Source organism: Streptomyces sp. NPDC051452, from assembly GCF_044454765.1.
Taxonomy (GTDB): domain Bacteria; phylum Actinomycetota; class Actinomycetes; order Streptomycetales; family Streptomycetaceae; genus Streptomyces.
Genome location: NZ_JBITEB010000011.1, coordinates 143,860 through 169,013 on the forward strand (window position 1 = coordinate 143,860; position 25,154 = coordinate 169,013).

Annotated in this window: 23 protein-coding genes; 8 read left to right on the forward strand and 15 right to left on the reverse strand. The window is 72.4% G+C overall.

From position 1 onward, the window contains the following. Positions 1-101: 101 nt before the first annotated feature. The 11 genes from htpX to ACIBA9_RS24860 all read right to left on the reverse strand — a co-directional run bounded on the left by htpX (position 102) and on the right by ACIBA9_RS24860 (position 11,324). Complete coding sequence (gene htpX, locus ACIBA9_RS24810; RefSeq protein ID WP_399366218.1) at positions 102-965, reverse strand: zinc metalloprotease HtpX; 864 nt, start codon at positions 963-965, stop codon at positions 102-104. 224 nt (positions 966-1,189) lie between these two features. Then, positions 1,190-2,707, reverse strand: a complete 1,518-nt coding sequence (locus ACIBA9_RS24815) for an NADH-quinone oxidoreductase subunit N (protein WP_399366220.1) — start codon at positions 2,705-2,707, stop codon at positions 1,190-1,192. Continuing rightward, complete coding sequence (locus ACIBA9_RS24820; protein WP_399366222.1) at positions 2,704-4,278, reverse strand: NuoM family protein; 1,575 nt, start codon at positions 4,276-4,278, stop codon at positions 2,704-2,706. The genes ACIBA9_RS24815 and ACIBA9_RS24820 overlap by 4 nt, the downstream gene beginning before the upstream one ends. A gap of 6 nt (positions 4,279-4,284) precedes the next feature. After that, positions 4,285-6,279 (reverse strand): NADH-quinone oxidoreductase subunit L, encoded by a 1,995-nt coding sequence (locus ACIBA9_RS24825; protein WP_399366224.1) that lies wholly within the window; start codon positions 6,277-6,279, stop codon positions 4,285-4,287. Then, complete coding sequence (gene nuoK / locus ACIBA9_RS24830) at positions 6,276-6,650, reverse strand: NADH-quinone oxidoreductase subunit NuoK (RefSeq protein ID WP_399366226.1); 375 nt, start codon at positions 6,648-6,650, stop codon at positions 6,276-6,278. The genes ACIBA9_RS24825 and nuoK overlap by 4 nt, the downstream gene beginning before the upstream one ends. Further along, positions 6,650-7,351 (reverse strand): NADH-quinone oxidoreductase subunit J, encoded by a 702-nt coding sequence (locus tag ACIBA9_RS24835; RefSeq protein WP_399366228.1) that lies wholly within the window; start codon positions 7,349-7,351, stop codon positions 6,650-6,652. Before ACIBA9_RS24835 ends, nuoK begins: the two co-directional genes overlap by 1 nt. Further along, complete coding sequence (locus tag ACIBA9_RS24840; RefSeq protein WP_399366230.1) at positions 7,348-7,959, reverse strand: NuoI/complex I 23 kDa subunit family protein; 612 nt, start codon at positions 7,957-7,959, stop codon at positions 7,348-7,350. The genes ACIBA9_RS24835 and ACIBA9_RS24840 overlap by 4 nt, the downstream gene beginning before the upstream one ends. Next, a complete protein-coding gene (locus ACIBA9_RS24845) occupies positions 7,959-8,927 on the reverse strand; it encodes a complex I subunit 1 family protein (protein ID WP_362155009.1) in 969 nt (322 codons plus the stop codon). The genes ACIBA9_RS24840 and ACIBA9_RS24845 overlap by 1 nt, the downstream gene beginning before the upstream one ends. Continuing rightward, complete coding sequence (locus ACIBA9_RS24850; RefSeq protein ID WP_399366232.1) at positions 8,924-10,303, reverse strand: NADH-quinone oxidoreductase subunit C; 1,380 nt, start codon at positions 10,301-10,303, stop codon at positions 8,924-8,926. The genes ACIBA9_RS24845 and ACIBA9_RS24850 overlap by 4 nt, the downstream gene beginning before the upstream one ends. Further along, a complete protein-coding gene (locus tag ACIBA9_RS24855) occupies positions 10,300-10,914 on the reverse strand; it encodes an NADH-quinone oxidoreductase subunit B (RefSeq protein ID WP_393899592.1) in 615 nt (204 codons plus the stop codon). The genes ACIBA9_RS24850 and ACIBA9_RS24855 overlap by 4 nt, the downstream gene beginning before the upstream one ends. Continuing rightward, positions 10,905-11,324: an NADH-quinone oxidoreductase subunit A gene (locus ACIBA9_RS24860; protein WP_399366235.1), complete on the reverse strand. Its 420-nt coding sequence runs from the start codon at positions 11,322-11,324 to the stop codon at positions 10,905-10,907. The genes ACIBA9_RS24855 and ACIBA9_RS24860 overlap by 10 nt, the downstream gene beginning before the upstream one ends. Before the next feature lie 209 nt (positions 11,325-11,533). Between ACIBA9_RS24860 and ACIBA9_RS24865 the strand changes: the two genes are divergently transcribed. The 5 genes from ACIBA9_RS24865 to ACIBA9_RS24885 all read left to right on the forward strand — a co-directional run bounded on the left by ACIBA9_RS24865 (position 11,534) and on the right by ACIBA9_RS24885 (position 18,618). Next, on the forward strand, positions 11,534-12,850 hold the full coding sequence (locus tag ACIBA9_RS24865; protein ID WP_399366237.1) for a sensor histidine kinase: 1,317 nt from the start codon (positions 11,534-11,536) through the stop codon (positions 12,848-12,850). A 282-nt stretch (positions 12,851-13,132) separates the two neighbouring features. Next, positions 13,133-14,485 carry a sensor histidine kinase gene (locus ACIBA9_RS24870; protein ID WP_399366239.1) on the forward strand — a complete coding sequence of 451 codons (1,353 nt, stop codon included), beginning with the start codon at positions 13,133-13,135 and terminating at the stop codon, positions 14,483-14,485. Positions 14,486-14,714: 229 nt separating this feature from the next. Beyond that, positions 14,715-15,374, forward strand: coding sequence for a LuxR C-terminal-related transcriptional regulator (locus tag ACIBA9_RS24875; RefSeq protein WP_393899645.1), 660 nt, complete (start codon positions 14,715-14,717; stop codon positions 15,372-15,374). A 261-nt stretch (positions 15,375-15,635) separates the two neighbouring features. Next, on the forward strand, positions 15,636-17,564 hold the full coding sequence (locus tag ACIBA9_RS24880; RefSeq protein ID WP_399366241.1) for a 2-oxoacid:acceptor oxidoreductase subunit alpha: 1,929 nt from the start codon (positions 15,636-15,638) through the stop codon (positions 17,562-17,564). Next, a complete protein-coding gene (locus tag ACIBA9_RS24885) occupies positions 17,557-18,618 on the forward strand; it encodes a 2-oxoacid:ferredoxin oxidoreductase subunit beta (protein WP_399366243.1) in 1,062 nt (353 codons plus the stop codon). The genes ACIBA9_RS24880 and ACIBA9_RS24885 overlap by 8 nt, the downstream gene beginning before the upstream one ends. Before the next feature lie 35 nt (positions 18,619-18,653). On the opposite strand, the gene ACIBA9_RS24890 is transcribed toward ACIBA9_RS24885, so the two are convergent. Beyond that, complete coding sequence (locus tag ACIBA9_RS24890) at positions 18,654-19,064, reverse strand: winged helix-turn-helix transcriptional regulator (protein ID WP_393899597.1); 411 nt, start codon at positions 19,062-19,064, stop codon at positions 18,654-18,656. Between the two features lie 91 nt (positions 19,065-19,155). Here ACIBA9_RS24890 and ACIBA9_RS24895 point away from each other — a divergent pair, with 91 nt between their 5' ends. Then, positions 19,156-20,010 (forward strand): SDR family oxidoreductase, encoded by an 855-nt coding sequence (locus ACIBA9_RS24895; RefSeq protein ID WP_399366245.1) that lies wholly within the window; start codon positions 19,156-19,158, stop codon positions 20,008-20,010. Between the two features lie 111 nt (positions 20,011-20,121). After that, on the forward strand, positions 20,122-21,132 hold the full coding sequence (gene rarD, locus ACIBA9_RS24900; protein ID WP_399366247.1) for an EamA family transporter RarD: 1,011 nt from the start codon (positions 20,122-20,124) through the stop codon (positions 21,130-21,132). 190 nt (positions 21,133-21,322) lie between these two features. Here the strand turns inward: rarD and ACIBA9_RS24905 are convergent, their stop codons facing one another. Further along, positions 21,323-22,411, reverse strand: coding sequence for a hypothetical protein (locus ACIBA9_RS24905; RefSeq protein WP_399366249.1), 1,089 nt, complete (start codon positions 22,409-22,411; stop codon positions 21,323-21,325). A 197-nt stretch (positions 22,412-22,608) separates the two neighbouring features. Between ACIBA9_RS24905 and ACIBA9_RS24910 the strand changes: the two genes are divergently transcribed. Then, positions 22,609-23,205: a flavodoxin family protein gene (locus ACIBA9_RS24910; protein ID WP_399366251.1), complete on the forward strand. Its 597-nt coding sequence runs from the start codon at positions 22,609-22,611 to the stop codon at positions 23,203-23,205. A gap of 61 nt (positions 23,206-23,266) precedes the next feature. Here the strand turns inward: ACIBA9_RS24910 and ACIBA9_RS24915 are convergent, their stop codons facing one another. Both ACIBA9_RS24915 and ACIBA9_RS24920 read right to left on the reverse strand, forming a co-directional pair. After that, positions 23,267-24,151: an ABC transporter permease gene (locus tag ACIBA9_RS24915; protein ID WP_399366253.1), complete on the reverse strand. Its 885-nt coding sequence runs from the start codon at positions 24,149-24,151 to the stop codon at positions 23,267-23,269. Continuing rightward, the gene (locus ACIBA9_RS24920) at positions 24,138-25,145 is read right to left on the reverse strand and encodes an ABC transporter ATP-binding protein (RefSeq protein WP_399366255.1); all 1,008 of its coding nucleotides are present in this window, start codon (positions 25,143-25,145) and stop codon (positions 24,138-24,140) included. Before ACIBA9_RS24920 ends, ACIBA9_RS24915 begins: the two co-directional genes overlap by 14 nt. Between the last annotated feature and the right edge of the window lie 9 nt (positions 25,146-25,154).

Consider the following 25,154-nt stretch of genomic DNA (forward strand, 5'->3'; position numbering starts at 1 on the left):
CGGGGACTGCCGTTCCAGCTCTGGGCGTGCATCTTCGGCTGTCAGACGACCGCGTCGCCCTTCCAGACGATCTAGGTCTTCCTGCCGCTCCCGCCAGGTCCTCAGCGGGAGCGGCCCGCCATCCTCTCGAGCCGGGCGATGCGCTCCGCCATCGGCGGGTGCGTGGAGAACATCTTGGACAGCCCCTGGCCCGGCCGGAAGGGGTTGGCGATCATCATGTGGCTCGCCGTCTCGATCCGGGGCTCGGGCGGCAGCGGCAGCTGCTTGGTGCTCACCTCCAGCTTGCGCAGGGCGCCGGCGAGGGCGAGCGGGTCGCCGGTGAGCTGGGCTCCCGAGGCATCCGCCTCGTACTCCCGGGAGCGGCTGATGGCCAGCTGGATCAGGGTGGCGGCGAGCGGGCCCAGGATCATGATCAGGAGCATGCCGAGCAGGCCGGGGCCCTCGTCGTCGTCCGAGCGGCCGATCGGGATCAGCCAGGCGAAGTTCACCAGGAACATGATCACCGAGGCGAGCGCGCCGGCGACCGAGGAGATGAGGATGTCCCGGTTGTAGACGTGGCTCAGTTCGTGGCCGATCACGCCGCGCAGCTCGCGCTCGTCCAGCAGGCGCAGGATGCCCTCGGTGCAGCACACGGCCGCGTTGCGCGGGTTGCGGCCGGTGGCGAAGGCGTTGGGGGCCTCCGTCGGGGAGATGTACAGCCGGGGCATGGGCTGGCGGGCCTGCGTGGACAGGTCGCGCACCATGCGGTAGAGCGCCGGGGCCTCGAACTCGCTGACCGGGCGGGCGCGCATCGCGCGGAGCGCCAGTTTGTCGCTGTTCCAGTACGCGTACGCGTTGGTGCCGAGGGCGATCAGCACCGCGACGATCAGTCCGGTGCGGCCGAAGAAGCTGCCGATGACGATGATGAGTGCGGACAGCCCCCCGAGGAGTACGGCGGTCCTGAGCCCGTTGTGCCGGCGGTGCACGGTGCGCCCTCCAAGTCGTGCAGCTGGGGAACACTTTGGTCCAGTGGACCCTCCCGCTTGTCACAACGCCAGGCGGCGGTCCGGAGTTCCCCGGTGGGTACGGCGGCACGCGTTAGGCCGTACGGGTGACGTGCGGGTGACGTGCGGGTTCGGCCTACGCGCGCGTGCCGGCACGAGTGCCCAACGCGCGCGTGCCGACTCCTCGGCACGCGCGTGCCGACCGCTCAGAACAGCCCGGTGGCCGCGAAGCGCAGGACCAGCTGGGGTGCGCCGGACAGGGCGACGCCGAGGACTCCGGTCAGGGCGAGGGCGGCCGTCAGGGGGGCGGGGACGCGGTGCCGGACGGGTTCGCCGTCGGGGGCGCGGAACAGCAGGGCCGTCCACTGCAGGTAGTAGAAGAGCCCGATCACGACGTTGACGGCCATGACGACGGCGAGCCAGCCCAGGCCCGCGTCGACGGCCGCCGAGAACACGGTGACCTTGGCGAACAGGCCGATGACGCCTGGCGGCAGCCCGGCCAGGCACAGCAGGAAGAAGGCCAGGAGGAGGGCGGCGAGCGGGTGGGTGGCGTACAGGCCCCGGTAGTCGGCGATCCGGTTGAGGGACCTGCCGCGCCCGACCAGGGCTGCCACGGCGAAGGCGCCGAGGTTCACGGCCGCGTACATCAGGGCGTACGCGACGGTCGAGCCGATCGCCTTTTGGGGGTCCGCGGCGTATCCGGCGGCGGCGATCGGCACCAGCAGGTAGCCGGCCTGACCGACGGAGGACCAGGCGAGCAGCCGTACGGCGCTGTACGCGCGCGTGGTCCGCTGGCGCAACGCGCCCACGTTGCCGACGGTCATGGTGAGGGCGGCCAGGGCGGCGAGCGCGGGCCCCCAGACGTCGGCGTACGAGGGGAACGCGACGACGGTGACGAGGATCAGGCCGGAGAAGCCGACCGCCTTGCCGACGACCGAGAGGTAGGCGGCGACGGGCAGCGGCGCGCCCACGTAGGTGTCGGGCACCCAGAAGTGGAAGGGCACGGCGGCCGTCTTGAAGGCGAAGCCGACGAGGGTGAGGACGACACCGGTCTGGGCGAGGGTGTGCAGCTGGCCGTCGACGTGCGTCAGGCGCCGGGCGACCTCGGTGAGGTAGAGGGTGCCGGTGGTGGCGTAGACGAAGCTGATGCCCATCAGGCTCACCGCGGTGGCGGTGACCGAGGACAGGAAGAACTTCAGGGCGGCCTCGGAGGAGCGCTTGTCGCCGTGCCGGATGCCCACCAGGGCGAAGGCGGGCAGGGAGGCGACCTCCAGGGCGACGATCAGGGTGGCCAGGTCGCGGGAGGCGGGCAGCAGGGCGGCGCCGGCCGCGGAGGACAGCAGCAGGAACCAGAACTCGCCCGCCGGGACGCGTCGCCGGTCGTCGGCGAGGTTCGTGACGGACAGCAGGGCCGCCAGCAGGGCGCCGCCGAGGACCAGGAGCTGGACGACGAGCGTGAACCGGTCCGCGGTGTAGCTGCACACGCGCGCGTGGCCGGTCGCACAGAAGGTGCTGCGGTCGCCGTCCAGCAGGGGCAGGAGCATCAGGGCGGCCGCGGCCAGTCCGGCGACCGAGACCCAGCCGAGCGCCGCCTTGCGGGGTTCGGGCAGGAACAGGTCGGCGACCAGGACGACGAGTGCCACGACGGCGGCGATGGTGGGCGGGGCGATCGCGAGCCAGTCGACGGACTGGACCGCCGACTCGGCGAGCGGCTGGGCGCTCATCGGGTGCCTCCTGCGAGGAGCTGCTGCACGGCCGGGTCGGTCAGGCCGAGCAGGGCCTTCGGCCACAGTCCGGTGACGACGGTGAGGGTGACGAGCGGGGTCCAGGCGGCGAACTCGTAGCCGCGTACGTCGGCGAGCTCGGGCACCTCTCGTTCGGGGCCGCCCATGCAGACGCGGCGGACCACGATCAGCATGTACGCGGCCGTCAGCAGGGTGCCGAACGCGCCGATGGCCATGAAGGTGAGGAAGGCGGGCCGGCTGAGGCCCGCGGCGGGCTTGAACGCGCCGAACAGGGACAGCATCTCGCCCCAGAACCCGGCGAGTCCGGGCAGGCCGAGCGAGGCGACGGCACCGAAGGCGAGCAGTCCGCCGAGGCGCGGGGCCCGGCCGTACAGGGCGGCGCCCGTCCCCTTGGCGAGGGTGTCCAGGTCGGTGCTGCCGGTGCGGTCCTTGACCGCGCCGACCAGGAAGAACAGCAGGCCGGTGATGAGGCCGTGGGCGATGTTGGCGAACAGGGCGCCGTTCACCCCGGTGGGCGTCATGGTGGCGATGCCGAGCAGGACGAAGCCCATGTGTCCGACGGAGGAGTAGGCGATCAGCCGCTTGAGGTCCCCCTTGGCGCCGCGCTTGGCGAGGGCCAGACAGGCGAGGGACCCGTAGATGATCCCGACGACGGCGAACGCGGCGAGGTAGGGCGCGAAGGTGTGGAAACCGTGCGGCGCGACCGGCAGCAGGATGCGTACGAAACCGTACGTACCCATCTTGAGCAGGACACCGGCCAGCAGGACGGAGCCGACGGTCGGGGCCGAGGTGTGGGCGTCGGGCAGCCAGCTGTGCAACGGCCACATCGGCGTCTTGACGGCGAGCCCGATCCCGATCGTCAGAACGGCGATGACCTGCACGGACGCGGTCAGTGACCGGCCGTTGTCAGTGGCGAGTGCCACCATGTCGAACGTGCCCGCCTTGATCCCGATCAGGAGCAGGCCGAGCAGCATGACGACGGATCCGAGCAGCGTGAACAGGATGAACTTCCACGCGGCCCGGGTGCGGCCCTCGCCGCCCCAGCGGGCGATGAGGAAGTACATGGGGATGAGCACCGTCTCGAAGGCGAGGAAGAACAGCAGCAGGTCGAGGACGGTGAAGGTGGCGAGGGTGCCGGACTCCAGCAGGAGCACCAGGGCGACGAACGCCTTCGGGGACGGGCCCGGGGGCTGGTTGAAGTAGGAGTAGAGCGCGCAGAGGAAGGTCAGCAGCGCGGTCAGGACCACGAGGGGGAGGGAGATGCCGTCGATGCCGAGGTGGATGCGCACGTCGAGCGCGGGGATCCAGCTGATGTCGGTCGTGGCCTGCATCCTCGACGGATGGTCGTGGTCGAAGCCGAGCGCGAGGACGATCGCGGCGATGAGGATCACGCCGGTGACGGTGACACCGTGCCGGAGCACGGCCTGCTCGGGTGACTTCCCCTTCAGCCCGGGCGGGGCGGGCAGAAGGGCGGCGACGGCGCCGAGGAGCGGGCCGACGACGACGAATGCCAGAAGGAACCGCATCACGGACTCGTTGATATCGATCACGCCTGCTCACGCTCCGGTCGCGACGAGGACGACGGCGACCGCCAGGACGACGGTGCCGGCGAGCAGCGCGCTCACATAGGTCTGCACATTGCCGGTCTGCGCGCGCCGTACGGCGGCCCCGAGGAGCCGGGGCAGTGCGGCGGCGGCGCGTACGTAGGTGTCGACGACCTCGCGGTCGAGGAACCGGACGAGACTCGCCGCGGCCTGGACCGGGCGGACGAACAGCGCCCCGTACACCGCGTCCAGGTGGAAGCCGGCGGCCGCGTGCCGCCGCAGCGGGCCGAGCAGCAGCCGTGCGGGGTCGGCGGGGTCGGGGGCGTAGGCGATGTCGCCGTAGGCCGGCTCGTGGGTGGCGATGGCCTCGGCCTCGACGAGTCCGGCGTCGCCCTCGGGGTGTGCGGCGACCGCGCCGAGCGGGGTGCGGTCGGCGAGCGCGGAGGTGCGCTGCCAGGCGCCGTAGGTCAGCAGTCCACCGACCAGGGCGAGGCCCGTGCCGAGGATCGAGGTGAGGAGCGTGGGGGTCAGGGCACGGCCGTCGAACCAGTCGGGCAGAGCGCGGTAGGCGAGCCCGCCGAAGGCCAGGGAGGGGATCGCGAGCACCCAGAGCACCACGGTCATCGACAGCGGCTGGCGGCCGTGGTCGGGGGCCTCGGCGCCCCGGCCGCGGAAGGCCAGCAGCCACAGCCGGGTGGCGTAGGCGGCGGTGAGCAGCGCGGCGGCCATGCCGGCGACGAGGACGATCCAGCCCGCCGCTCCGGGCACGTGCGCCGTGTGGCCGTCGGTGACGTGCTCGGCGGCGCCGAGGACGGACTCCTTGGAGAAGAAGCCGCTGAAGGGCGGGATCGCGGCGAGAGCGAGGAGCGCCACGGTCATCGTCCAGTAGGCGTCCGGGACGCGGTCGCTCAGGGAGCGCATCCGGGACATGGCGGCCAGCGAGTTGGTGCCGGCGGCGTGGATGACCGCGCCGGCGGCGAGGAAGAGCAGCGCCTTGAAGGCGCCGTGGGACAGGAGGTGGAAGACGGCGGCACCGCGATCACCGACGGCGAGGGCGCCGGTCATGTAACCGAGCTGGCCGATCGTCGAGTAGGCGAGGACGCGTTTGATGTCGTCCTGGGCGAGCGCGGCCAGACCCGAGCCGGTCATGGTCACGGCGGCCATGACGGCGAGGACCACCATGGCGGCCGCGGAGGCCTCGAAGACGGGGAGGAGACGGGCGACGAAGTAGACGCCGGCGGCGACCATCGTGGCCGCGTGGATCAGCGCCGAGACGGGTGTGGGGCCCGCCATCGCGTCCGGCAGCCAGGTGTGCAACGGGAACTGGGCCGACTTGCCGGCCACGCCGGCGAGCAGCAGCAGGGCGATCGGCGTCGGGTGGTCGAGGCCGCCGTCGGCGACGGCGGCGAGGACGCGGGTGACACGAAACGACCCGGCGTCGGTGGCGAGGGCGAACAGGCCGATGAGGAAGGGCACGTCACCGAGCTTGGTGACCAGGAAGGCCTTCAGGGAGGCGGCGCGGGCCTCGGGGGTCTCCCAGTAGTGGCCGACCAGGAAGTAGGAGCAGATGCCCATGACTTCCCAGCCGACCAGCAGCACGATCAGGTCACCCGAGTAGACGACCAGGAGCATCGCGGAGGTGAACAGGGAGACGAGAGCGGCGTAGGAGGGGTAGCGCGGGTCGTCGCGCAGATAGCCCGTCGAGTAGATCTGCACGCAGGTGGCGACGAAGGCGACCAGTACGGCGACCAGCGCGGCGAAGCCGTCGATGTCGAGGGCCAGTTCGACGGGGACGGATCCGGTGGGCGTCAGCTCGGTGTGTGCCTCGACGGCCGCTCCGCCGCCCTGGCGCACGGCGACCAGCACGGCCACCACGAGCGCGGCCAGGGTGGGCAGCAGGGCGAGGGGGCGCACGAACCCGGGGGCCTTGCGGCCCAGGAGCAGGCCCGCGGCGGCGCCCAGGAACGGCAGGAGGGGGACGAGGACGGCGAGGGTGGTCGTGGTCACGAGGTGGCCTCAGCCTTCTCGGCCGCGGAGGTACCGGGGCCCTCGGTGTCGGGGCCCTCGGCGGTGTCGCGGAGCTTGTCGATGTCGGAGGTGCCGCGGTTGCGGTGGACGGCGAGGACGATCGCCAGGCCGATGCCGATCTCGGCGGCGGCGATGGCGATGGTGAACAGCGTCAGCGCCTGGCCGGAGTGCAGGGTCTCCGCGGCGGCCCGGCTGAGCCACACGTCGAAGGCGACCAGATTGAGGTTGACGGCGTTGAGCATCAGCTCGACCGACATCAGGACCAGGATCGCGTTGCGGCGGGCGAGGACGCCGTACAGGCCGGTGCAGAAGAGGAGGGCGGAGAGTACGGCGGGATAGGCGAGGTGCATCAGCGGGCGCCTTCCTGCTCGCCGGGGCGCGGCGCCGGGGTGACGGCGCGGCCGGCTGCGGGAGCGGGGGCGTCGGGGGTGGTCGTGTCCGTCCTCGCCTTGCGGGACAGGACGATCGCGCCGACCAGGGCCGCGAGGAGCAGCACGGAGAGGGCCTCGAAGGGCAGGACCCAGTGCCGGAAGAGGCTCTCGCCGGTGACGCGGGTGGTGCCGGCGGCCGGTCCGTCCAGGTCGATCCAGGTGGCGCGGAAGGCGTCCACGACCACCCAGACCAGGGCGACGGCGGCGGCCACCGCGACGGTGAGGGCGGCCCAGCGGTTGCCGGAGTCGGCGTCCGGGGAGCGGCCGATCGGGGCCCTGGTGAGCATCAGGCCGAACAGGAGGAGGACGACGACGGAACCGACGTAGATCAGGACCTGGACCCAGGCGATGAACTCGGCCGTGAGCAGCAGGTACTCCACGGCGAGACCGCCGAGCGCGACGACGAGCCACAGGGCGGCGTGCACCAGCTGGCGCGTGGTGACTGTGACGAGCGCGGCGCCGAGGGTGACGACGCCGACCAGGAGGAAGGCGATCTCGACGCCGGTCGGGGACAGGAAGCCGTGCCGCTCGGACACGGCTCGCAGGGCGCCCCCGGGGCCGGAGGCGAGCGGGCCGGCTGCTGTCGCCGCCGTGGCCGCCGCGGCTACTGCGAGGCTCATGACCGGCCCCCCTGCTCCTGCGGGCCCTGGGGGCCTCGCGGCTCCTGAGAGCTTTGCGGGACCTGCGGGGCCGCGGGCGCGGCCTGCGCGGCGGCGAGCTTCTCGGCGGACTTGCGGGCGGCGGCGACCTCCTTGGGCTCCTCCGCGCCGGGGTCCAGGGCGGGCGGGGCCGGGACGGTCCACATCCACTCGCGGAGCTTGTCCCGCTCGTGGGTGAGTTCGCGGATGTCGGTCTCGGCGTACTCGAACTCCGGCGACCAGAAAAGAGCGTCGAAAGGACAGACCTCGATACAGATACCGCAGTACATGCACAGGGAGAAGTCGATGGCGAACCGGTCGAGGACGTTGCGGCTGCGCTCACGTCCGCCCGGGGCGGCCGCGGGGACCGTCTCCTTGTGGGAGTCGATGTAGATGCACCAGTCCGGGCACTCGCGGGCGCACAGCATGCAGACGGTGCAGTTCTCCTCGAACAGGCCGATCACACCGCGTGTGCGGGGCGGCAGCTCGGGCAGGGTGTCCGGATACTGCTCGGTGACCGTCTTCCTCGTCATCGTGCGCAGGGTGACGGCCAGGCCCTTGGCGAGACCGGAGCCGGGAATGGGGGCCATTACGAGATCACCACCTTGACGATGCCGGTGAGGGCGATCTGGGCGAGGGAGAGGGGCACGAGGAGGGTCCAGGAGAACTTCTGGAGCTGGTCCTCGCGCAGCCGGGGGTAGGTGACGCGCAGCCAGATGACGACGAACGCGAGGACCGCGGTCTTCAGCAGGGTCCACAGCCAGCCGAGGCCGTCGGCGCCCCACGGGCCGTGCCAGCCGCCCAGGAAGAGGACGGTGGTCAGCCCGCACAGGACGACGATGCCCGCGTACTCGGCGAGCAGGAACAGGGCGAAGCGCAGCCCCGTGTACTCGGTGTAGGCGCCGAAGATGATCTCCGAGTCGGCGACGGGCATGTCGAACGGGGGACGCTGGAGTTCGGCGAGTCCGGCGACGAAGAAGACGAACGCGCCGACGATCTGCCAGGGCACCCACCACCAGTGGAAGGCGTGCAGGATGCCGGGGAGCGAGACGGTGCCCGCGGCCATCGCGACCGAGGCGGCCGTCAGCAGCATGGGGAGTTCGTAGGCGAGCAGTTGGGCGGCCGTGCGCAGGCCGCCCAGCAGGGAGAACTTGTTCGCGCTGGCCCAGCCCGCCATCAGCGAACCGAGCACCCCGACACCCATCACCGCGAGCACGAAGAACACGCCCGCGTCGAGGACCTGGCCGACGGCGCCCTCTCCGGGGCCGATCGGGATGGCGAGCAGGACGAGGAGGTACGGCAACAGGGCCACGGCGGGGGCGAGCTGGAAGACGCGGCGGTCGGCGCCCGCCGGGACCACGTCCTCCTTCTGGGCGAACTTGACGCCGTCGGCGACGAGCTGGGCCCAGCCGTGGAAACCGCCCGCGTACATCGGGCCGAGCCGACCCTGCATATGGGCCATCACCTTGTGCTCGGTCTGGCCCACGATCAGCGGGAAGGTGAGGAACACGACGAACACGACCAGGAGTCGCAGGGCGACGTCCAGCACGTCGTTCACTGCGGACCTCCTGTGGGGTGATCGGGCTGGTCGGGCTGGTCGGGGGCGCCAGGGGCGGAGTCGGGGTCGGGGTCGGCGGTCTCGCGGGATGCCGGGTCCTCGGAGGTCCCTGACCGCTGCTCCGGCTCCGCTTCCGGCTCCCCCTCGTCGAAGGCCGGGCGGGCGTGGTGCCAGGGGGCGTCCGAACTGCGCGGGGCCCTGCTCCGGCGGGCGGGGCCGTCCGGCTGCGTGCCTTCCGGTTCCGTCGATGCGGGTCCCGTCGACGCCGGGTCCGCCGGTGTCGGTTCCGCCGATCGCGCTCGCGTCGGCTCGGCCGGTTCCGGGGTCTCGGCCGGTTCCGGGGTCTGGGCCGCTTCCTCGGGCTGCGGCCGCTGGGAGGCCGAGCCTTGCGAGGCGGAGCGCGCGCGGCGCGGACGTGCCGGTGCGGGGGCGGACGCCGGGCCGGGCTCGCGCGCCACCGAGGCCTCGGCGGGCGGTCCTTCCGCCGCTGCCCGCGGGGCCGCTTCTCCCTCGGCCCCGGACGACGGCCGCTTCGGCGTGGTCTGGCTGGCCGAGCCCTCGCTCGCGCTTCTCGTACGGCGGGGGCGGGCGGCCGGGGCGCCGGTGGTTTCCGGCCGCGCGGGCGCGGGTCCCGTGCCCGCGGCCTCCGCCGGGCCGGCTTGCGTGGCGGCCGCTTCGGTCTGGCCGGCGGAGCCCTCCGCCGCCGTGCGGGTGCGCCGGACCGGGCGTTCGCCGGCCGCGCGTGCGGGCCGCTCGCCCGCCGCCCGTCCCGCCGCGCGGGCCGGGGCGGGCGGGAGCTGGCCCTTGAGCGGGCCCCACTCGTTCGGGTCGGGGACGCCCGGGGGCAGCATCTGGCGCCGCTTGGGGCCACCGTGCGCGGCACCCGCCGCGGACTCCCCCGGCTCCTTGGCGCCGGGCCACGCCTTGGCGACGCGGGCGGCGAGGACGAAGTCCTTGCGGAGCGGGTGGCCCTCGAAGTTCTCGGGGAGCAGCAGGTGTTCCAGGCCGGGGTGGTTCTCGAAGACGACGCCGAACATCTCGTGCGTCTCGCGCTCGTGCCAGGCGGCGCCCGCGTAGATGCCGACGGCCGACGGCAGGGTCGCCGTCTCGTGCGGGACGGTCGTGCGGACGAGGAGCCGGCGGACCGGGCCGAGCGCGACGAGGTGGGCGGAGACGCGGAAGCCGGTGCCCGGTTCGTCGACCGCGCTCAGCCAGTCGAAGTAGGTGCAGGACAGGGTGGTACGGGCGGTCTCCAGGGCGGTGAGCCAGGAGGACGGAGGCACGTCCACGGTCAGGACGTCGTAGGACTCCTCGGCGGTGGCGTCCGCGCCGAAGAGTTCCTCGGCGGGGGCGGGCAGCCAGCCGACCGTGCTCATCGGACGTCTCCCTCGCCGGCCGGGGCGGCCGGGGGCTTGACCAGGTCGCTCTTCAGGGCGGCGGCGGACGGCCGGGCGGCACCGGCGCCGTAGCGCTCCCCGAGGGACTCGCGGGCGATCTTCTCCTGGAGTTTGAGGATGCCCTGGAGCAGCGCCTCGGGGCGCGGCGGGCAGCCGGGGACGTACACGTCCACCGGGATGATCTGGTCGACGCCCTTGGTGACGGAGTAGGAGTCCCAGTAGGGGCCGCCGCAGTTGGAGCAGGCGCCGAAGGAGATGACGTACTTCGGCTCGGGCATCTGCTCGTACAGGCGCTTGACCGCCGGGGCCATCTTGTCCGTGACCGTGCCGGAGACGACCATCAGGTCGGCCTGGCGGGGGCCCGGCGCGAAGGGGATGACGCCGAGCCGGATGAAGTCGTGGCGGGCCATCGACGCCGCGATGAACTCGATGGCGCAGCAGGCGAGGCCGAAGTTGAAGACCCACAGCGAGTAGCGGCGGCCCCAGTTCAGGACCACCTTCATCGGCTCGGGTGCCAGGCGGGCCAGGGCACCGAGCTTCTGGGGCTCGGGCAGCGGGACGGGCCCGGGGGCCGAGGGGTTCACGTCCATGTCAGGACGCCCTTCTTGTACGCGTACAGCAGGCCTACGGCGAGGAAGCCGAGGAAGACGAACATCTCCACCAGGGTCGTCGCGCCGTAGCCGGGGGCGGCGAAGACCGTCGCCCAGGGGAAGAGGAAGATCGAGTCGACGGCGAAGATCACGTACAGGAACGCGTAGACGTAGTAGCGGACCTGGGTGTGGGCCCAGCCCTCCCCCACGGGGTCGACGCCGCACTCGTAGGTCAGCAGTTTCTCGGGTGTCGGCACGACCGGGCGCAGCAGGCGGCCCGCGCCGAAGGCGACCGCGACGAAGAGCACGCCGATGAGGGCGAGCAGTCCGACGACCGAATAGGACCGGAAGTAACCGGCCGCGATGACGTGCGTCGCGGCGACCGGCGAGCCCCCCAACGTCTCCCGCACCGTCCGTCCCTCTCCCTGACCTGGTGACCGTAGTGAACCCTGTGAAGCGGTGTGCTTCGTGGAATCCGTACGCACGGGAGTCTAGGCCCTGATAAAGAACCGGTAAGCAGCCCGTCACGGCGTGAGACGCGGGGTGGGGATTTCCCCCGTCGGCGCAGGGCGGCCCGCCGCATGGCGCGCAGGGTGCCGGGCACGGCAGGCTGACCGGTATGACCCCTCCCAGCCCAGCTGCCGGCCGGATCGACGGCGTCGACCGCACCCACGGCACCGACCACGCCGACGGCACCGATCGCATCGACCGCACGGGCGGCATCGACCGCGCCGACGGTTTCGAACGCGCCGACGGTTTCGAACGCGCCGGCGGTTTCGAACGCGCCGACGGCTCCGGCCTCCTGCCCCGGCCGCGGATCGCCTATGACGCGCTCACCTGGAAGGAGGTCGCGCATCTCCTGTTGAACCTGCCGTTGGCGGTGTTCGGCTTCGCCTACGCGATCACGGCACTGGTCGCCGGGGGGGTCCTGACCCTCACCGTGATCGGTCTGCCATTGCTCGCGCTCTCCCTGCTGGGCGCCCGTCAGCTGGGCAAGCTGGAACGGGCCCGGGCGCGGAGGCTGCTCGGGGTGCGGGTGGAGGAGCCCACCCCGCTGCCGCTCGCCAGGGGCGGCGGCCCGGTGCAGCGGCTGTGGATGGCGCTGAAGGACCCGGTGGGCTGGCGGACGCTGTTGTACGCCGCCATCCGGCTGCCCTGGGGCATCCTGACCTTCTGCCTCGTCCTGCCGTCGCTGTTCGTGCTGTGGCCGGTGCTGCCGTACCTCACGCGGGGGCTGACCAACGTGGACCGGGCGATGGTGCGGGGGCTGCTGTCGCCCTCCGACGAGCTGGAGCACCGGATCGCCGAACTGGAGTCCGACCGCGGGATCGTGGTCGACACGGCCGCGGCGGACCTGCGCCGGATCGAGCGGGACCTGCACGACGGGGCCCAGGCCCGGCTGGTGAATCTGGCGATGGGCCTCGGTCTGGCCAAGGAGAAGCTGCTGGAGGACCCGGACACCGCGCCGGCGATGGTGGACGAGGCGCACGGCGAGGTGAAGCTGGCCCTGCAGGAGCTGCGCGATCTGGCCCGGGGCATCCATCCGGCGGTGCTCACCGACCGGGGCCTGGACGCGGCCCTGTCCTCGGTCGCCTCCCGCTGCACGGTTCCCGTGACGGTGACCGTGGACCTGCCGGACCGGCCCGCGGAGGCCATCGAGGGCATCGCCTACTTCACCGTGTCGGAACTGCTCCAGAACATCAGCAAGCACAGCCGCGCCCGGAGCGCCTCCGTGGACGTGTGGCGCTCGGCGGACCGGCTGCTCATCCAGGTCCGGGACGACGGCCGGGGCGGCGCCCGGCTCGACGGCGGCAGCGGCATGCGGGGCCTCGCGGAGCGGCTGGGCGCGGTGGACGGCCTGTTCGCCCTCGACTCGCCGGAGGGCGGCCCGACGCAGGTCACGGCGGAACTGCCGTGGCGGGACCGGAAGGCGTAGCCGCACCACCGGCGGCGGCCGACCGCCCCGAAGGGCACACCCCTGACAACGGCACCCCGCGCCACCGCCCCAACCGATCCTTAAGGCCTCGTCGCCACGCTCTGCCGGGCCGGCCGGCGGTGGCGGGGCGGCCGGGTGACCGCGTGTCCGCCGCACCCTCCGGGGTGGGGAAAACCCCCGGCCCAAGACGCCGACGGCCGTCATGGCTCCGCGACGCGCGACGCACCACTCTGGAGATACGGCTGAACCGCCGCTCGGACGACGAGAACGGGACGAGATTCGATGGCCACGGACTACGCACAGGGGTACGGGCGAACGCACGGGCAGCCCGGCCGGCCCGCCGGAACCGGGCACCGGCTGCCCGCCGCGCTGCGGGCACCGTTCGAGGCGCGCGCGTGGCGTGAGTTCGGCCATGTGCTGCTGGGCCTGCCGATCTCCGTCATGCTGTTCACCTGGGCGGTGACGATGGCCTCGCTCGGGGCGGGCCTGCTGGTGACCTTCCTCGGTGTCCCGGTGCTGGCGGCGGCGCTGGCCGGCTGCCGGGGCTTCGGCGTGCTGGAGCGGACCCGCGCGCGGGCGCTGCTCCGGTTGGAGGTGGCCGACCCGGAGCCGCTGCGGGTGACGAAGCCGGGGGCGCTGGCCTGGATGGGCGCGGTCCTCAAGAGCGGCGCCTCCTGGCGGCACCTGTTGTACGCGGTGGTGCAGCTGCCGTGGGCGGTGTTCTCGTTCGCCGTCGCCCTGAGCTTTTGGAGCGTCGGCCTGACGCTGCTGACGTATCCGCTGTGGTTCTGGGCGGCCCCCGCGCACGCCGGCACGGGCGGTCTCCAGCTGTACGGCGACGCGCACCACGACGTCTATCTCGACAACCCGTTCGAGATCACGGGGACGGCGCTCGTCGGCCTGCTGTTCATCCTGGTCGCCCCCTGGCTGGTACGGGCCCTGACGACCGTGGACGGGCTGCTCGTGCGGGGGCTGCTCGGGCCTTCGCCGCTGTCGGCGCGGGTGGTGGAGCTGGAGTCGGACCGGGGGGTCGTGGTCGACACGGCCGCGGCGGACCTGCGGCGGATCGAGCGGGACCTGCACGACGGGGCCCAGGCCCGGCTCGTCGGTCTGGCCATGGACCTGGGGCTGGCGCGGGAGAAGCTCCAGGAGGACCCGCGGGCGGCGGCGCGGATGGTGGAGGAGGCGCACGGCGAGGTGAAGACGGCGCTGCAGGAGCTGCGCGATCTCGCCCGGGGCATCCACCCGGCGGTGCTCACCGACCGGGGCCTGGACGCGGCCCTGTCCTCGGTCGCCTCGCGCTGCACGGTGCCGGTGCGGGTCGAGGTCGACCTGCCCGCCCGTCCCGTCCCGGCCATCGAGGGCATCGCCTACTTCACCGTGTCCGAACTGCTCCAGAACATCAGCAAGCACAGCCGCGCCCGGACCGCCTCCGTCGACGTGTGGCGCTCGGCGGACCGGCTGATGCTGCAGGTGACGGACGACGGCGTGGGCGGCGCGGACGTCTCGCGCGGCACCGGCCTGGCCGGACTCGCCGGCCGGCTGGACGCGGTGGACGGCATCCTCATGGTGGACTCGCCGGCGGGCGGCCCGACCCGGGTGACCGCGGAACTGCCCTGGCGCACCTCCGCGTGATCGGATCGTGCCGCGCGCGTGGGATCGGGCCCGTCCCGAGCCCGCGTGATGGTGGAAGCCCCGCGAGGCGCCTCGACGGGCCCCAACCCGCCCCGCCGCGCCCGGTATTGCCGGGTGCGGCGGCGGTGCGCCCCGAATGCTGGAATGCTTGACCTCCGTACGGACACGTCGGGGACGGACGTCGTCGCGGCGTCGGGGTGTGGGGGGCCGAAGGATCGTGGAGGTCAGAGTGCGGGTGGTCATCGCCGAGGACTCGGTGCTGCTCAGAGAGGGCCTGACCCGGTTGCTGACCGACCGCGGGCACGACGTGGTGGCCGGTGTCGGGGACGCGGAGGCGCTGGTGAAGACCATCGCCGACCTCGACGGGCAGGGCGCGTTGCCCGACGTGGTGGTGGCGGATGTACGGATGCCGCCGACGCACACCGACGAGGGGGTGCGCGCGGCGGTGGCGCTGCGCAAGGCGCACCCGGGGCTCGGCGTGCTGGTGCTGTCGCAGTACGTGGAGGAGCGCTACGCGACCGAGCTGCTGGCCGGTTCGAGCCGGGGCGTGGGCTATCTGCTCAAGGACCGGGTCGCCGACGTGCGCGAGTTCGTCGACGCGGTGGTGCGGGTGGCCGAGGGCGGTACGGCACTGGATCCGGAGGTGGTCGCGCAGCTGCTCGGCCGCAGCCGCAAGCAGGACGTGCTGGCCGGGCTCACCCCGCGCGAGCGCGAGGTCCTCGGGCTGATGGCCGAGGGGCGTACGAATTCGGCCGTCGCCCGGCAGCTTGTGGTCAGTGACGGTGCCGTCGAGAAGCATGTGAGCAACATTTTCCTGAAGCTCGGTCTGGCTCCCAGCGACGGTGACCACCGGCGTGTGCTGGCCGTTCTCACGTACCTGAACTCGTGACGGAGGCGCCCGCACCGGCCGCACCGGCCAGGGGGTGTCCGTCCGCATGACGGACGTGGCCCGTGTCGGCAGCGCGCGTCCCGAGGGGCGCTCGGGCGACGCGGGACATCATGGGAGTCAGCGCGAACAGCCGTCTCGAAATGTCGTCCGATCCACGGATGGCCTCGGGAAGGTGACCCTAACCGACGTAGGGTTGATCCTGGGATGGTCCGTGGGACAGACCACGTCCCCGGACAGCCGCCTCGAAGGAGGTCCAGTTCAGTGACCAGCCAGGTCAGCAGCCCAATGGAGCAAGCCGACGACAGTGTCGTGGGAGAGCAGCGCGAACCGGGCGGAGCGAAGGGCGTGCGGCGCCTGAACCGGGTGATCATCCGGTTCGCGGGGGACTCGGGTGACGGCATGCAGCTCACCGGTGACCGGTTCACCTCGGAGACCGCGTCCTTCGGCAACGACCTCTCGACCCTGCCGAACTTCCCCGCCGAGATCCGCGCGCCCGCCGGCACCCTGCCCGGCGTCTCCAGCTTCCAGCTCCACTTCGCCGACCACGACATCCTCACCCCGGGCGACGCGCCGAACGTGCTGGTCGCGATGAACCCGGCCGCTCTGAAGGCCAACATCGGCGACGTGCCGCGCGGCGCCGAGATCATCGTCAACACGGACGAGTTCAGCAAGCGTGCCCTGCAGAAGGTGGGCTGGGACAGCTCGCCGCTGGAGGACGGTTCGCTCGACGGCTACCACCTGCACCCGGTGCCGCTGACCACGCTGACGGTCGAGGCCCTGAAGGAGTTCGACCTCTCCCGCAAGGAGGCCGAGCGCAGCAAGAACATGTTCGCGCTGGGCCTGCTGTCCTGGATGTACCACCGGCCCACCGAGGGCACCGAGAAGTTCCTGAGGACGAAGTTCGCGAAGAAGCCGGAGATCGCGGAGGCCAACATCGCCGCGTACCGGGCGGGCTGGAACTTCGGCGAGACGACGGAGGACTTCGCGGTCTCCTACGAGGTCGCCCCGGCCGCCAAGGCCTTCCCGGTCGGCACCTACCGGAACATCTCCGGCAACCTCGCCCTGGCCTACGGTCTGATCGCGGCCTCGCAGCAGGCGGACCTCCCGCTGTACCTGGGCTCGTACCCGATCACGCCGGCCTCGGACATCCTGCACGAGCTGAGCCGGCACAAGAACTTCGGTGTGCGCACCTTCCAGGCGGAGGACGAGATCGCGGGCATCGGCGCGGCGCTGGGCGCGGCGTTCGGCGGCTCGCTGGCGGTCACGACGACGTCCGGTCCGGGCGTGGCCCTGAAGTCGGAGACGATCGGGCTCGCGGTCTCGCTGGAGCTGCCGCTGCTGGTGGTCGACATCCAGCGCGGCGGCCCGTCGACCGGGCTGCCGACCAAGACGGAGCAGGCCGACCTGCTGCAGGCGATGTACGGCCGCAACGGCGAGGCCCCGGTCCCGGTGGTCGCGCCCCGGACCCCGGCCGACTGCTTCGACGCGGCGTTGGAGGCGGCCCGGATCGCGCTGACGTACCGGACGCCCGTCTTCCTGCTCTCCGACGGCTATCTGGCCAACGGTTCGGAGCCGTGGCGGATCCCGGACCTGGAGGAACTGCCGGACCTGCGCGTGCGGTTCGCCTCCGGTCCGAACCACACCCTGGCGGACGGCAGCGAGGTCTTCTGGCCCTACAAGCGGGACCCGCTGACCCTGGCCCGGCCGTGGGCGGTCCCGGGCACGCCGGGTCTGGAGCATCGCATCGGCGGCATCGAGAAACAGGACGGCTCGGGCAACATCTCCTACGACCCGGCCAACCACGACCTCATGGTCCGTACCCGCCAGGCCAAGATCGACGGGATCGAGGTGCCGGACGTCGAGGTCGACGACCCGCACGGCGCGAGGACGCTGGTCCTCGGCTGGGGTTCGACGTACGGCCCGATCACCGCGGCGGTACGGCGGCTGCGCACGGCCGGCGAGTCCATCGCCCAGGCGCATCTGCGCCATCTCAACCCCTTCCCGCGCAACCTCGGACACGTGCTGAAGCAGTACGACCGGGTGGTCGTCCCGGAGATGAACCTGGGGCAGCTGGCCACCCTGATCCGCGCGAGATACCTGGTCGACGCCCACTCCTACAACCAGGTCAACGGCATGCCGTTCAAGGCGGAACAGCTCGCCAAGGCGCTGAAGGAGGCCATCGATGACTGACGTCGGCAACGGTCTACTGCACCTGGTCCCCAAGGCCGAGGCCAAGCAGTCGATGAAGGACTTCAAGTCGGACCAGGAGGTGCGCTGGTGCCCGGGGTGCGGTGACTACGCGATCCTGGCCGCCGTGCAGGGCTTCATGCCCGAGCTGGGGCTGGCGAGGGAGAACATCGTCTTCGTCTCCGGCATCGGCTGCTCGTCCCGCTTCCCGTACTACATGAACACCTACGGGATGCACTCGATCCACGGCCGTGCCCCCGCCATCGCGACCGGTCTGGCCTCCTCCCGCCGGGACCTGAGCGTGTGGGTGGTCACCGGTGACGGCGACGCGCTGTCGATCGGCGGCAACCATCTGATCCACGCCCTGCGGCGCAACGTGAACCTGAAGATCCTGCTGTTCAACAACCGGATCTACGGGCTGACCAAGGGCCAGTACTCGCCGACGTCCGAGGTCGGCAAGGTCACCAAGTCGACGCCGATGGGCTCGCTGGACGCGCCGTTCAACCCGGTGTCGCTGGCGATCGGCGCGGAGGCGTCCTTCGTCGCGCGCACGATCGACTCCGACCGCAAGCATCTGACCGAGGTGCTGCGCGCCGCCGCCGAGCACCCGGGCACCGCGCTGATCGAGATCTACCAGAACTGCAACATCTTCAACGACGGCGCCTTCGACGCCCTGAAGGACAAGCAGCGGGCCGAGGAGGCGCTGATCCGGCTGGAGCACGGGCAGCCGGTCCGGTTCGGGGCCGACGGCGCGCACGGTGTCGTACGCGAGCGGCGGAGCGGCGACCTGAAGGTGGTGGCGGTGACCGCGGAGAACGAGGCGGACATCATCGTCCACGACGCGCACAACGCGTCCCCGACGACCGCCTTCGCCCTGTCCCGGCTCGCCGACCCGGACACCCTGCACCACACCCCGATCGGTGTCTTCCGCTCGGTGGAACGGCCGGTGTACGACACCGAGATGGCCGATCAGCTCGACAGCGCGATCGAGCAGCGGGGCAAGGGCGACCTGGCGGCGCTGCTCGCCGGTGGCGACACCTGGACGGTCGTCGGCTGAACGCTCCGGCGCCGGTTCGGCCGGCGCCGCGCCGTTCAGGAGGCCCGGGACCGCTGTTCCCGGGCCTCGTCGTACGTCCGGCGGGCCCGCTCCACCTCGTCCATGCGGTCCTCGGTCCACCGGGCCAGGGAGCGCACCTGTTCCGCCGCCTCGCGGCCGAGTGCGGTGAGCGAGTAGTCGACGCGTGGCGGGATGACCGGCCTGGCGTCCCGGTGGACCAGGCCGTCGCGTTCCAGGGTCTGCAGGGTCTGGGTGAGCATCTTCTCGCTGACGCGCCCCACCTCGCCGATGGCCCGGCGCAGTTCGCCGTACCGCCGCGAGCCCTCCAGCAGCTCGATCAGGACCAGCACGCCCCAGCGGCTGGTGAGGTGCTCCAGGACGAGCCGGTAGGGGCACAGGGCCTCGGTGCCGGCTCCGGTGCGGGCCCGCGGGGTACTTACCGTCATGACCGTACCTTACTTCAAAGTGGGTACTTTCAGATCGAAAGTGTGGCTCTTACAGTGAGTGCGACAGTCACCCTCACGAGGAGTCCTCAGCATGAGCATCGTCGTCACCGGAGCCACCGGACAGCTTGGCCGCCACGTCGTGGAGCAGTTGCTGGAGAGGGTCCCGGCGCAGGAGATCACCGCGGTCGTACGCGACGAGCACAAGGCCGCCGGCCTCGCCGCCCGCGGAGTGCGGATCGCCGTCGCCGACTACAACGCGCCCGAGACCTTCGACGGCCTGTTCGCGGCCGGCGACAGGGTTCTGCTGATCTCGGGCAACGAGTTCGGCGAGGGCCGGGTGCGCCAGCACCAGGTCGTCATCGACGCGGCGAAGGCGGCGGGTGTGGCGCTGCTCGCGTACACCAGCGCCCCCGGCACCCTGACCGCCGCGCTCGCGGACGACCACCGGGCCACCGAGCGGGTGCTGCTCGCCTCGGGGCTGCCGTACACGCTGCTGCGCAACGGCTGGTACCACGAGAACTACACCGAGAACCTGGCCCCGGTACTGGAGCACGACGCGGTCGTCGCGGCGGCCGGCGAGGGCCGGGTCTCCTCGGCCACGCGCGCCGACTACGCGGCCGCCGCGGTGGCGGTGCTCACCGGCACCGGCCATGAGAACGCCACGTACGAGCTGGGCGGCGACGTGGCGTGGAGCTTCGCCGAGTACGCGGCCGAGCTGAGCCGGCAGACCGGCCGGAAGATCGTCTACAGCGCCGTCACCGGCGACGCGCTCAAGGACATCCTGAGCGGCGCGGGCATGCCGGCACCGTTCGCCGAGATCTTCGCGGGCGTCGACGCGTCGATCGAGAAGGGCGAGCTGGTCGTCGCGAGCGGTGACCTGTCCCGGCTCATCGGCCGCCCCACCACTCCCCTCGCCGAGGCGATCGCCGCCGCGCTCGGTGACTGAGCCGCACCTCCACCTCGACTGTCATGACCGTATGGCGATACGGGCATGACAGGCGAGGGTGCTCGGCGCTACCGTCGGTCGGGCGTAGCCGACGTGGAGAGGGAGGGGCCCGTGACCGGGACACCCGAGGCCGAGCACCGAATAGGCCTGCTGAACGGCTTCGCCGCCTATGGCATGTGGGGGCTGGTCCCCCTGTACTGGCCGCTGCTCGAACCCGCCGGGGCGGCGGAGATCCTCGCTCACCGCATGGTGTGGTCCCTGGGGTTCGTCGTGATCGCCCTGCTCTTCCTGCGGCGCTGGGCCTGGGCCGGGGAACTGCTGCGCCGGCCGCGCCGGCTCGGGCTGGTCGCCGTGGCGGCGGCCTTCATCACCGTGAACTGGGGCGTCTACATCTGGGCGGTGAACTCCGGCCATGTCGTCGAGGCCTCGCTCGGGTACTTCATCAACCCGCTGGTCACCATCGGGATGGGTGTGCTGCTGCTGAAGGAGCGGCTGCGGCCCGCGCAGTGGGTGGCGGTGGCGACCGGCCTCGTCGCCGTCGTCGTGCTGACCATCGGCTACGGCCACCCGCCGTGGATCTCGCTCTGCCTCGCCTTCTCCTTCGCCACCTACGGTCTGGTGAAGAAGAAGGTGGACCTCGGCGGTGTGGAGTCGCTGGCCGCCGAGACCGCCATCCAGTTCCTGCCCGCCCTCGGCTATCTGCTGTGGCTCGCCGCGCACGGCGAGAGCAGCTTCGCCGACGCCGGGACCGGGCACGCCGCCCTCCTCGCCTCCACGGGCGTCGTCACCGCGCTGCCGCTGGTCTGCTTCGGCGCGTCGGCGATCCGGGTCCCCCTGTCGACGCTCGGTCTCCTCCAGTACCTGACCCCCGTCTTCCAGTTCCTGCTCGGCATCCTCTACTTCCACGAGGCCATGCCGCCCGCCCGCTGGGCCGGGTTCGCGCTGGTCTGGGTGGCGCTGGTGCTGCTCACGGGCGACGCGCTGCGCACCGCACGCCGGGCCAGACGCACGCTCGCCGCGAAGAGCGGCGGGGCGAGGGCGGCGCAGGGGCCGGACGGGGCCATGGCCGTCACCGGCGAGGCCGCGGGGAGCGGCGGGAGCGGCGAGGCCGGGAGGCGGTAGCAGGTCGACGCGGTCGGTCGGCGCAGCCGGTCACGGGCCGCCCCGCCCTCCGGGACCCGGCAGCCTCGGCGCGCGGGTGCCGCGCGGGCCGGGTGGCGATGGGGCTGACCCGGAGGACCACGAGTTCCGTGTGCACAGGGCCCACCACGCGCCGGACGCCCGGATGTCCGCCGCGCGGCCGGTGGCGCTCCTACGCCTGGGCCGTGCGGGCCGCCCGGTCGGTCAGGCGGAGCATGCGGGCGCGGGCGGACTCCAGGGGGCGGGGGTCCTCGGCCGCGGGGCCCGGCTCGGCGGTGAGGTCGGCCCACAGCTCGATCAGATCGCGGCCCATCCGCAGCCCCTCCTCGGGGTCGCGCACCGCGCGCCACGCGGTCGCCGCGCTCTGCACGTTGCCGTAGGCCGCCCCCGCGTCCAGCGCGGCGCGGCGCAGCCGGGCGAGCTCCAGGGAGAGGCGGAAGGCGCGGACCGGGTCGCCCGCGAGGTAGGCGATGTACGCCGCCATCTCGCGCAGGTGCAACACCTCGGCATGGCGGGGGCCCAGCACCGCGGACGCCTCGGTGACCGTGCGGTCGGCGAGTTCCACCGCCGCCTCGATACGGCCTGCCCGCACGGCCTCGTTGATCCGCGTCATGGGCTCGGTGAGCAGCTCGGCCCCTTCCACGGTCTCGGTCACCGGGCCGTCCCCGAGCATCTCCTCGGCGACGGCGTCGAACCCCCGGGGCGGCGTGGGGGTGGGAACGTGGGCGGGCTCCGGCTCGACCGGGCCCAGGAGGGGCACGGAGAGCAGCCTCGGCTCCACCGGCAGCGGCGCGGCGGGCAGCGGTTTTGCCACCAGGGGTGAGGGGCCGGATTCCGCCGTGAGCGGCGCGGGGCCGGGTTCCGGCATGACGGGCGGGGGGCCGAACCGCCCTGTCGGGGCCGGCGCGGAAGCGGTCGGTGCGGCCGTCCCGGCGGGTACGGCCGGCGCGCCCGGCGTCTCGCCCTCCCTCACCCGGACGGGTTCCCCGGTCATCCGGCTGGAGCCGTCGGTGGAGACCTCCAGGGGGACCACGCAGCCGGCGCGTTCGTCGTGGATCGTGGCGCGTATCGGGGCACCGAGGCTGATGGCCAGGCGCTGGAGATGGTTGAGCACGGCCTGCTGGATCTCCTCACCCGGTGCCGCGACGACGTGCGCCCCGCCCACCGACGCGCCCGCCGCGCCGAACACCCGGACGGCCACCACCGAGGTGTGCGTCCCGGGCTGCTGCACCCGCTTCTTCTCGAAGCTGAGTCGAGACATCGGTTTCCCTCACTCCCCCGGCGTCACGATCCGGTCGTACGCGTCCTGTGGACCAGTGTGTCGTCTACCCCCTGGCTTCCGCGTCACCACGACGTCACAGCATCGCACCAGCCGCACCCTGGCAAATTTGCTTGCATGTGCATAAGATGCGTACGCCTTTATTTTCGTTCGACACCACTTCTCGTCCTGGGGGACCCATGAGCCGCCGCTTTCTCTTCGTCCTGGGCAGCGCCCGCGCCGAGGGCAACACCGAGTCGCTGGCCCGCAAGGCCGCCGAACAGCTGCCCGGTGACGTGGAACAGGACTGGATCCACCTCGCCGAGAACCCGCTGCCGGACTTCGTGGACCTGCGGCACGACAGCGATCACGTACGGCCGGCCGCGGACACCCCCGCCGGCCGGGCGCTGGACGCCACGCTCGCGGCCACGGACATCGTGATCGCCTCGCCGCTGTACTGGTACTCGGTGTCCGGCCTCACCAAGACCTATCTGGATCACTGGTCCGCCTGGCTGCGCATCCCCGAGATCGACTTCAGGGCGGCCATGGCCGGCCGCACCCTCTGGGGTGTCGCCGCGCTCGCGGCCGTCGAACCGTCCGTCGCCGACCCCTACGTGGGCACCCTGAACAACTCCGCCGCCTATCTGGGCATGCGCTTCGGCGGTGTGCTGCTGGGCAACGGCAGCGGGCGCGGCGACGTGCTGAGGGACACCGCGGCTCTGGCCCGCGCGAAGACGTTCTTCGCGCAGGACGCGCCGCTCGCGCGCTTCCCGCACGAGGTGCATGAGGCCGCCTGAGGGGGCTCGGGCTCGGCGTGGGGCGGCGGTCCGGCGTTCCGGCGGTCCGGCGGTCCGGCGGTCAGGCGCTGATGTCCCTGGCCGTGAACCGTGCCCAGGCGGCCGAACCGAACACGCCCGCGTACAGGGCCTGTAGGCCGAGGTTGTGCACCAGGTCGTCCCAGTAGACCGGCTCGCGCATCAGGTCGGCGAAGGACAGCCAGTAGTGCGGGAAGAGGTACGGCTGGATGGCGTGCAGCTGGGGTATCTGGTCGAGGATCTGCACGGTGATGAGCAGGCCGACGGTGGTCGCCATGGCCGCGATGCCGCTGTTGGTGAGCGTCGACACGAACAGGCCCAGGGCCGCCACGCCGACCAGCGAGGCGGCGACGACCAGCGCTATCAGCAGGGCCCGGCCGAGTCCCTCGGCGTAGCTGATCCGGGTTCCGGAGATGGTCGTCAGATCGCCGAGCGGGAAGAGCAGGGCGCCGACGATCAGCGCCGAGCCGGCCACCACCAGGGTGGCCAGTACGCAGAAGGCCAGCACGGTCGCGTACTTGGTCAGCAGCAGCCGGGTGCGCCCGGCCGGCGCGACCAGCAGATAGCGCAGGGTGCCCGCGCCCGCCTCCCCCGCGATCGCGTCGCCCGCGACGACGCCGACGGCCATCGGCAGGAAGAACGGCAGCGTCGCGGCGAGCGAGGTGAACACCAGGAACAGGCCGTTGTTGGTGATCTGCGAGATGAACGCCGGGCCCTGTCCGCCGTCTCCGCCCGCTCGGGAGCCGCCGCTCGTCTCGATCCGCACCGCGATTCCGACCAGCACCGGCACCGCCGCCAGCACCGCGAGCAGGGCGAGCGTGCGCCAGCGGCGGAGCGTGGTGACGACCTCGTTGCGCAGCAGCCCGAAGGCCCACAGGGGGCTCGGCCGGCGCGCCACCGACGCCGGGACCGGCTCAGCCCGCGACATCGAAACCCTCCCCCGTCAGGGCCACGAACGCGTCCTCCAGCGAGGCCCGTTCGAGCGTGAATCCCCGGACCCGTACCCCCGCGCCGAACAGGGCGGCGCTCACCTCGGACAGCTCCCGGGCGGGCGGCTCGCCGGTGACCCGGTCCCCCTCGGCGATGACGTCCGTGACGCCCTGTTCCTTCAGCACCCGGGCCGCCTCGACGGCGTCCGGAGTGGTCACCACCAGCCGGCCGCGGGCACCGGCCGCCAGGTCGGCCACCGCGCCCTGGGTGATCAGCCGGCCCTGTGCCATGACGGCCGCGTGGGTGCACACCTGCTCGATCTCGTCGAGGAGGTGGGAGGAGAGGAAGACGGTCGTGCCTTCGGCGGCAAGTTCCCTGATCAGGGCACGGATCTCGCGCATCCCCTGCGGGTCGAGCCCGTTGGTCGGCTCGTCCAGCACGAGCAGTCTGCGCGACCGGAGCAGCGCGGCGGCGAGGCCCAGACGCTGTTTCATGCCGAGCGAGTACGCCTTCGCCTTCTTGCCCGCGGCGGCCGCGAGTCCCACCCGGTCCAGTGCGGCGGCGACGCGGGCACGCCGGGTGCGGGGGTCGGCGGTCGGATCGGCGGCGTCGTAGCGCAGCAGGTTGTCCCGGCCGGACAGGAAGCCGTACAGCGCAGGGCCCTCGATCAGCGCGCCGACCTGCGGCAGGACCGTGCGGGCCGATCCGGGCATGGGGCGGCCCAGCACCCGGGCGGTGCCCGCGGTCGGCTCGATCAGGCCCATCAGCATGCGGATGGTGGTGGTCTTGCCGGAGCCGTTCGGGCCGAGGAAGCCGAAGACGCTGCCCGCCGGGACGGTCAGGTCGAGACCGTCTACGGCGAGCTGTCCGCCGCGGTAGCGCTTGGTGAGGCCGTGCGTGGCGATGACGCTCGCCCCCGCCTGCCCGAGGTCGCGCTCCGGCGCGCCCCCCGGGCCGGGCCCCTCCCGCCGCGCGGCGGACGGTCCGTCCATCGGCTCCCC

What these genes read in the sequence shown, in the direction of transcription:
- ACIBA9_RS24815 (WP_399366220.1), bottom strand. Translation starts at nt 2,707, where the DNA reads ATGAGCGCCCAGCCGCTCGCCGAGTCGGCGGTCCAGTCCGTCGACTGG.
- nuoK (WP_399366226.1), bottom strand. Translation starts at nt 6,650, where the DNA reads ATGCACCTCGCCTATCCCGCCGTACTCTCCGCCCTCCTCTTCTGCACC.
- ACIBA9_RS24835 (WP_399366228.1), bottom strand. Translation starts at nt 7,351, where the DNA reads ATGAGCCTCGCAGTAGCCGCGGCGGCCACGGCGGCGACAGCAGCCGGC.
- ACIBA9_RS24840 (WP_399366230.1), bottom strand. Translation starts at nt 7,959, where the DNA reads ATGGCCCCCATTCCCGGCTCCGGTCTCGCCAAGGGCCTGGCCGTCACC.
- ACIBA9_RS24850 (WP_399366232.1), bottom strand. Translation starts at nt 10,303, where the DNA reads ATGAGCACGGTCGGCTGGCTGCCCGCCCCCGCCGAGGAACTCTTCGGC.
- ACIBA9_RS24855 (WP_393899592.1), bottom strand. Translation starts at nt 10,914, where the DNA reads ATGGACGTGAACCCCTCGGCCCCCGGGCCCGTCCCGCTGCCCGAGCCC.
- ACIBA9_RS24865 (WP_399366237.1), top strand. Translation starts at nt 11,534, where the DNA reads ATGACCCCTCCCAGCCCAGCTGCCGGCCGGATCGACGGCGTCGACCGC.
- ACIBA9_RS24870 (WP_399366239.1), top strand. Translation starts at nt 13,133, where the DNA reads ATGGCCACGGACTACGCACAGGGGTACGGGCGAACGCACGGGCAGCCC.
- ACIBA9_RS24885 (WP_399366243.1), top strand. Translation starts at nt 17,557, where the DNA reads ATGACTGACGTCGGCAACGGTCTACTGCACCTGGTCCCCAAGGCCGAG.
- ACIBA9_RS24890 (WP_393899597.1), bottom strand. Translation starts at nt 19,064, where the DNA reads ATGACGGTAAGTACCCCGCGGGCCCGCACCGGAGCCGGCACCGAGGCC.
- ACIBA9_RS24895 (WP_399366245.1), top strand. Translation starts at nt 19,156, where the DNA reads ATGAGCATCGTCGTCACCGGAGCCACCGGACAGCTTGGCCGCCACGTC.
- ACIBA9_RS24905 (WP_399366249.1), bottom strand. Translation starts at nt 22,411, where the DNA reads ATGTCTCGACTCAGCTTCGAGAAGAAGCGGGTGCAGCAGCCCGGGACG.
- ACIBA9_RS24910 (WP_399366251.1), top strand. Translation starts at nt 22,609, where the DNA reads ATGAGCCGCCGCTTTCTCTTCGTCCTGGGCAGCGCCCGCGCCGAGGGC.
- ACIBA9_RS24915 (WP_399366253.1), bottom strand. Translation starts at nt 24,151, where the DNA reads ATGTCGCGGGCTGAGCCGGTCCCGGCGTCGGTGGCGCGCCGGCCGAGC.
- ACIBA9_RS24920 (WP_399366255.1), bottom strand. Translation starts at nt 25,145, where the DNA reads ATGGACGGACCGTCCGCCGCGCGGCGGGAGGGGCCCGGCCCGGGGGGC.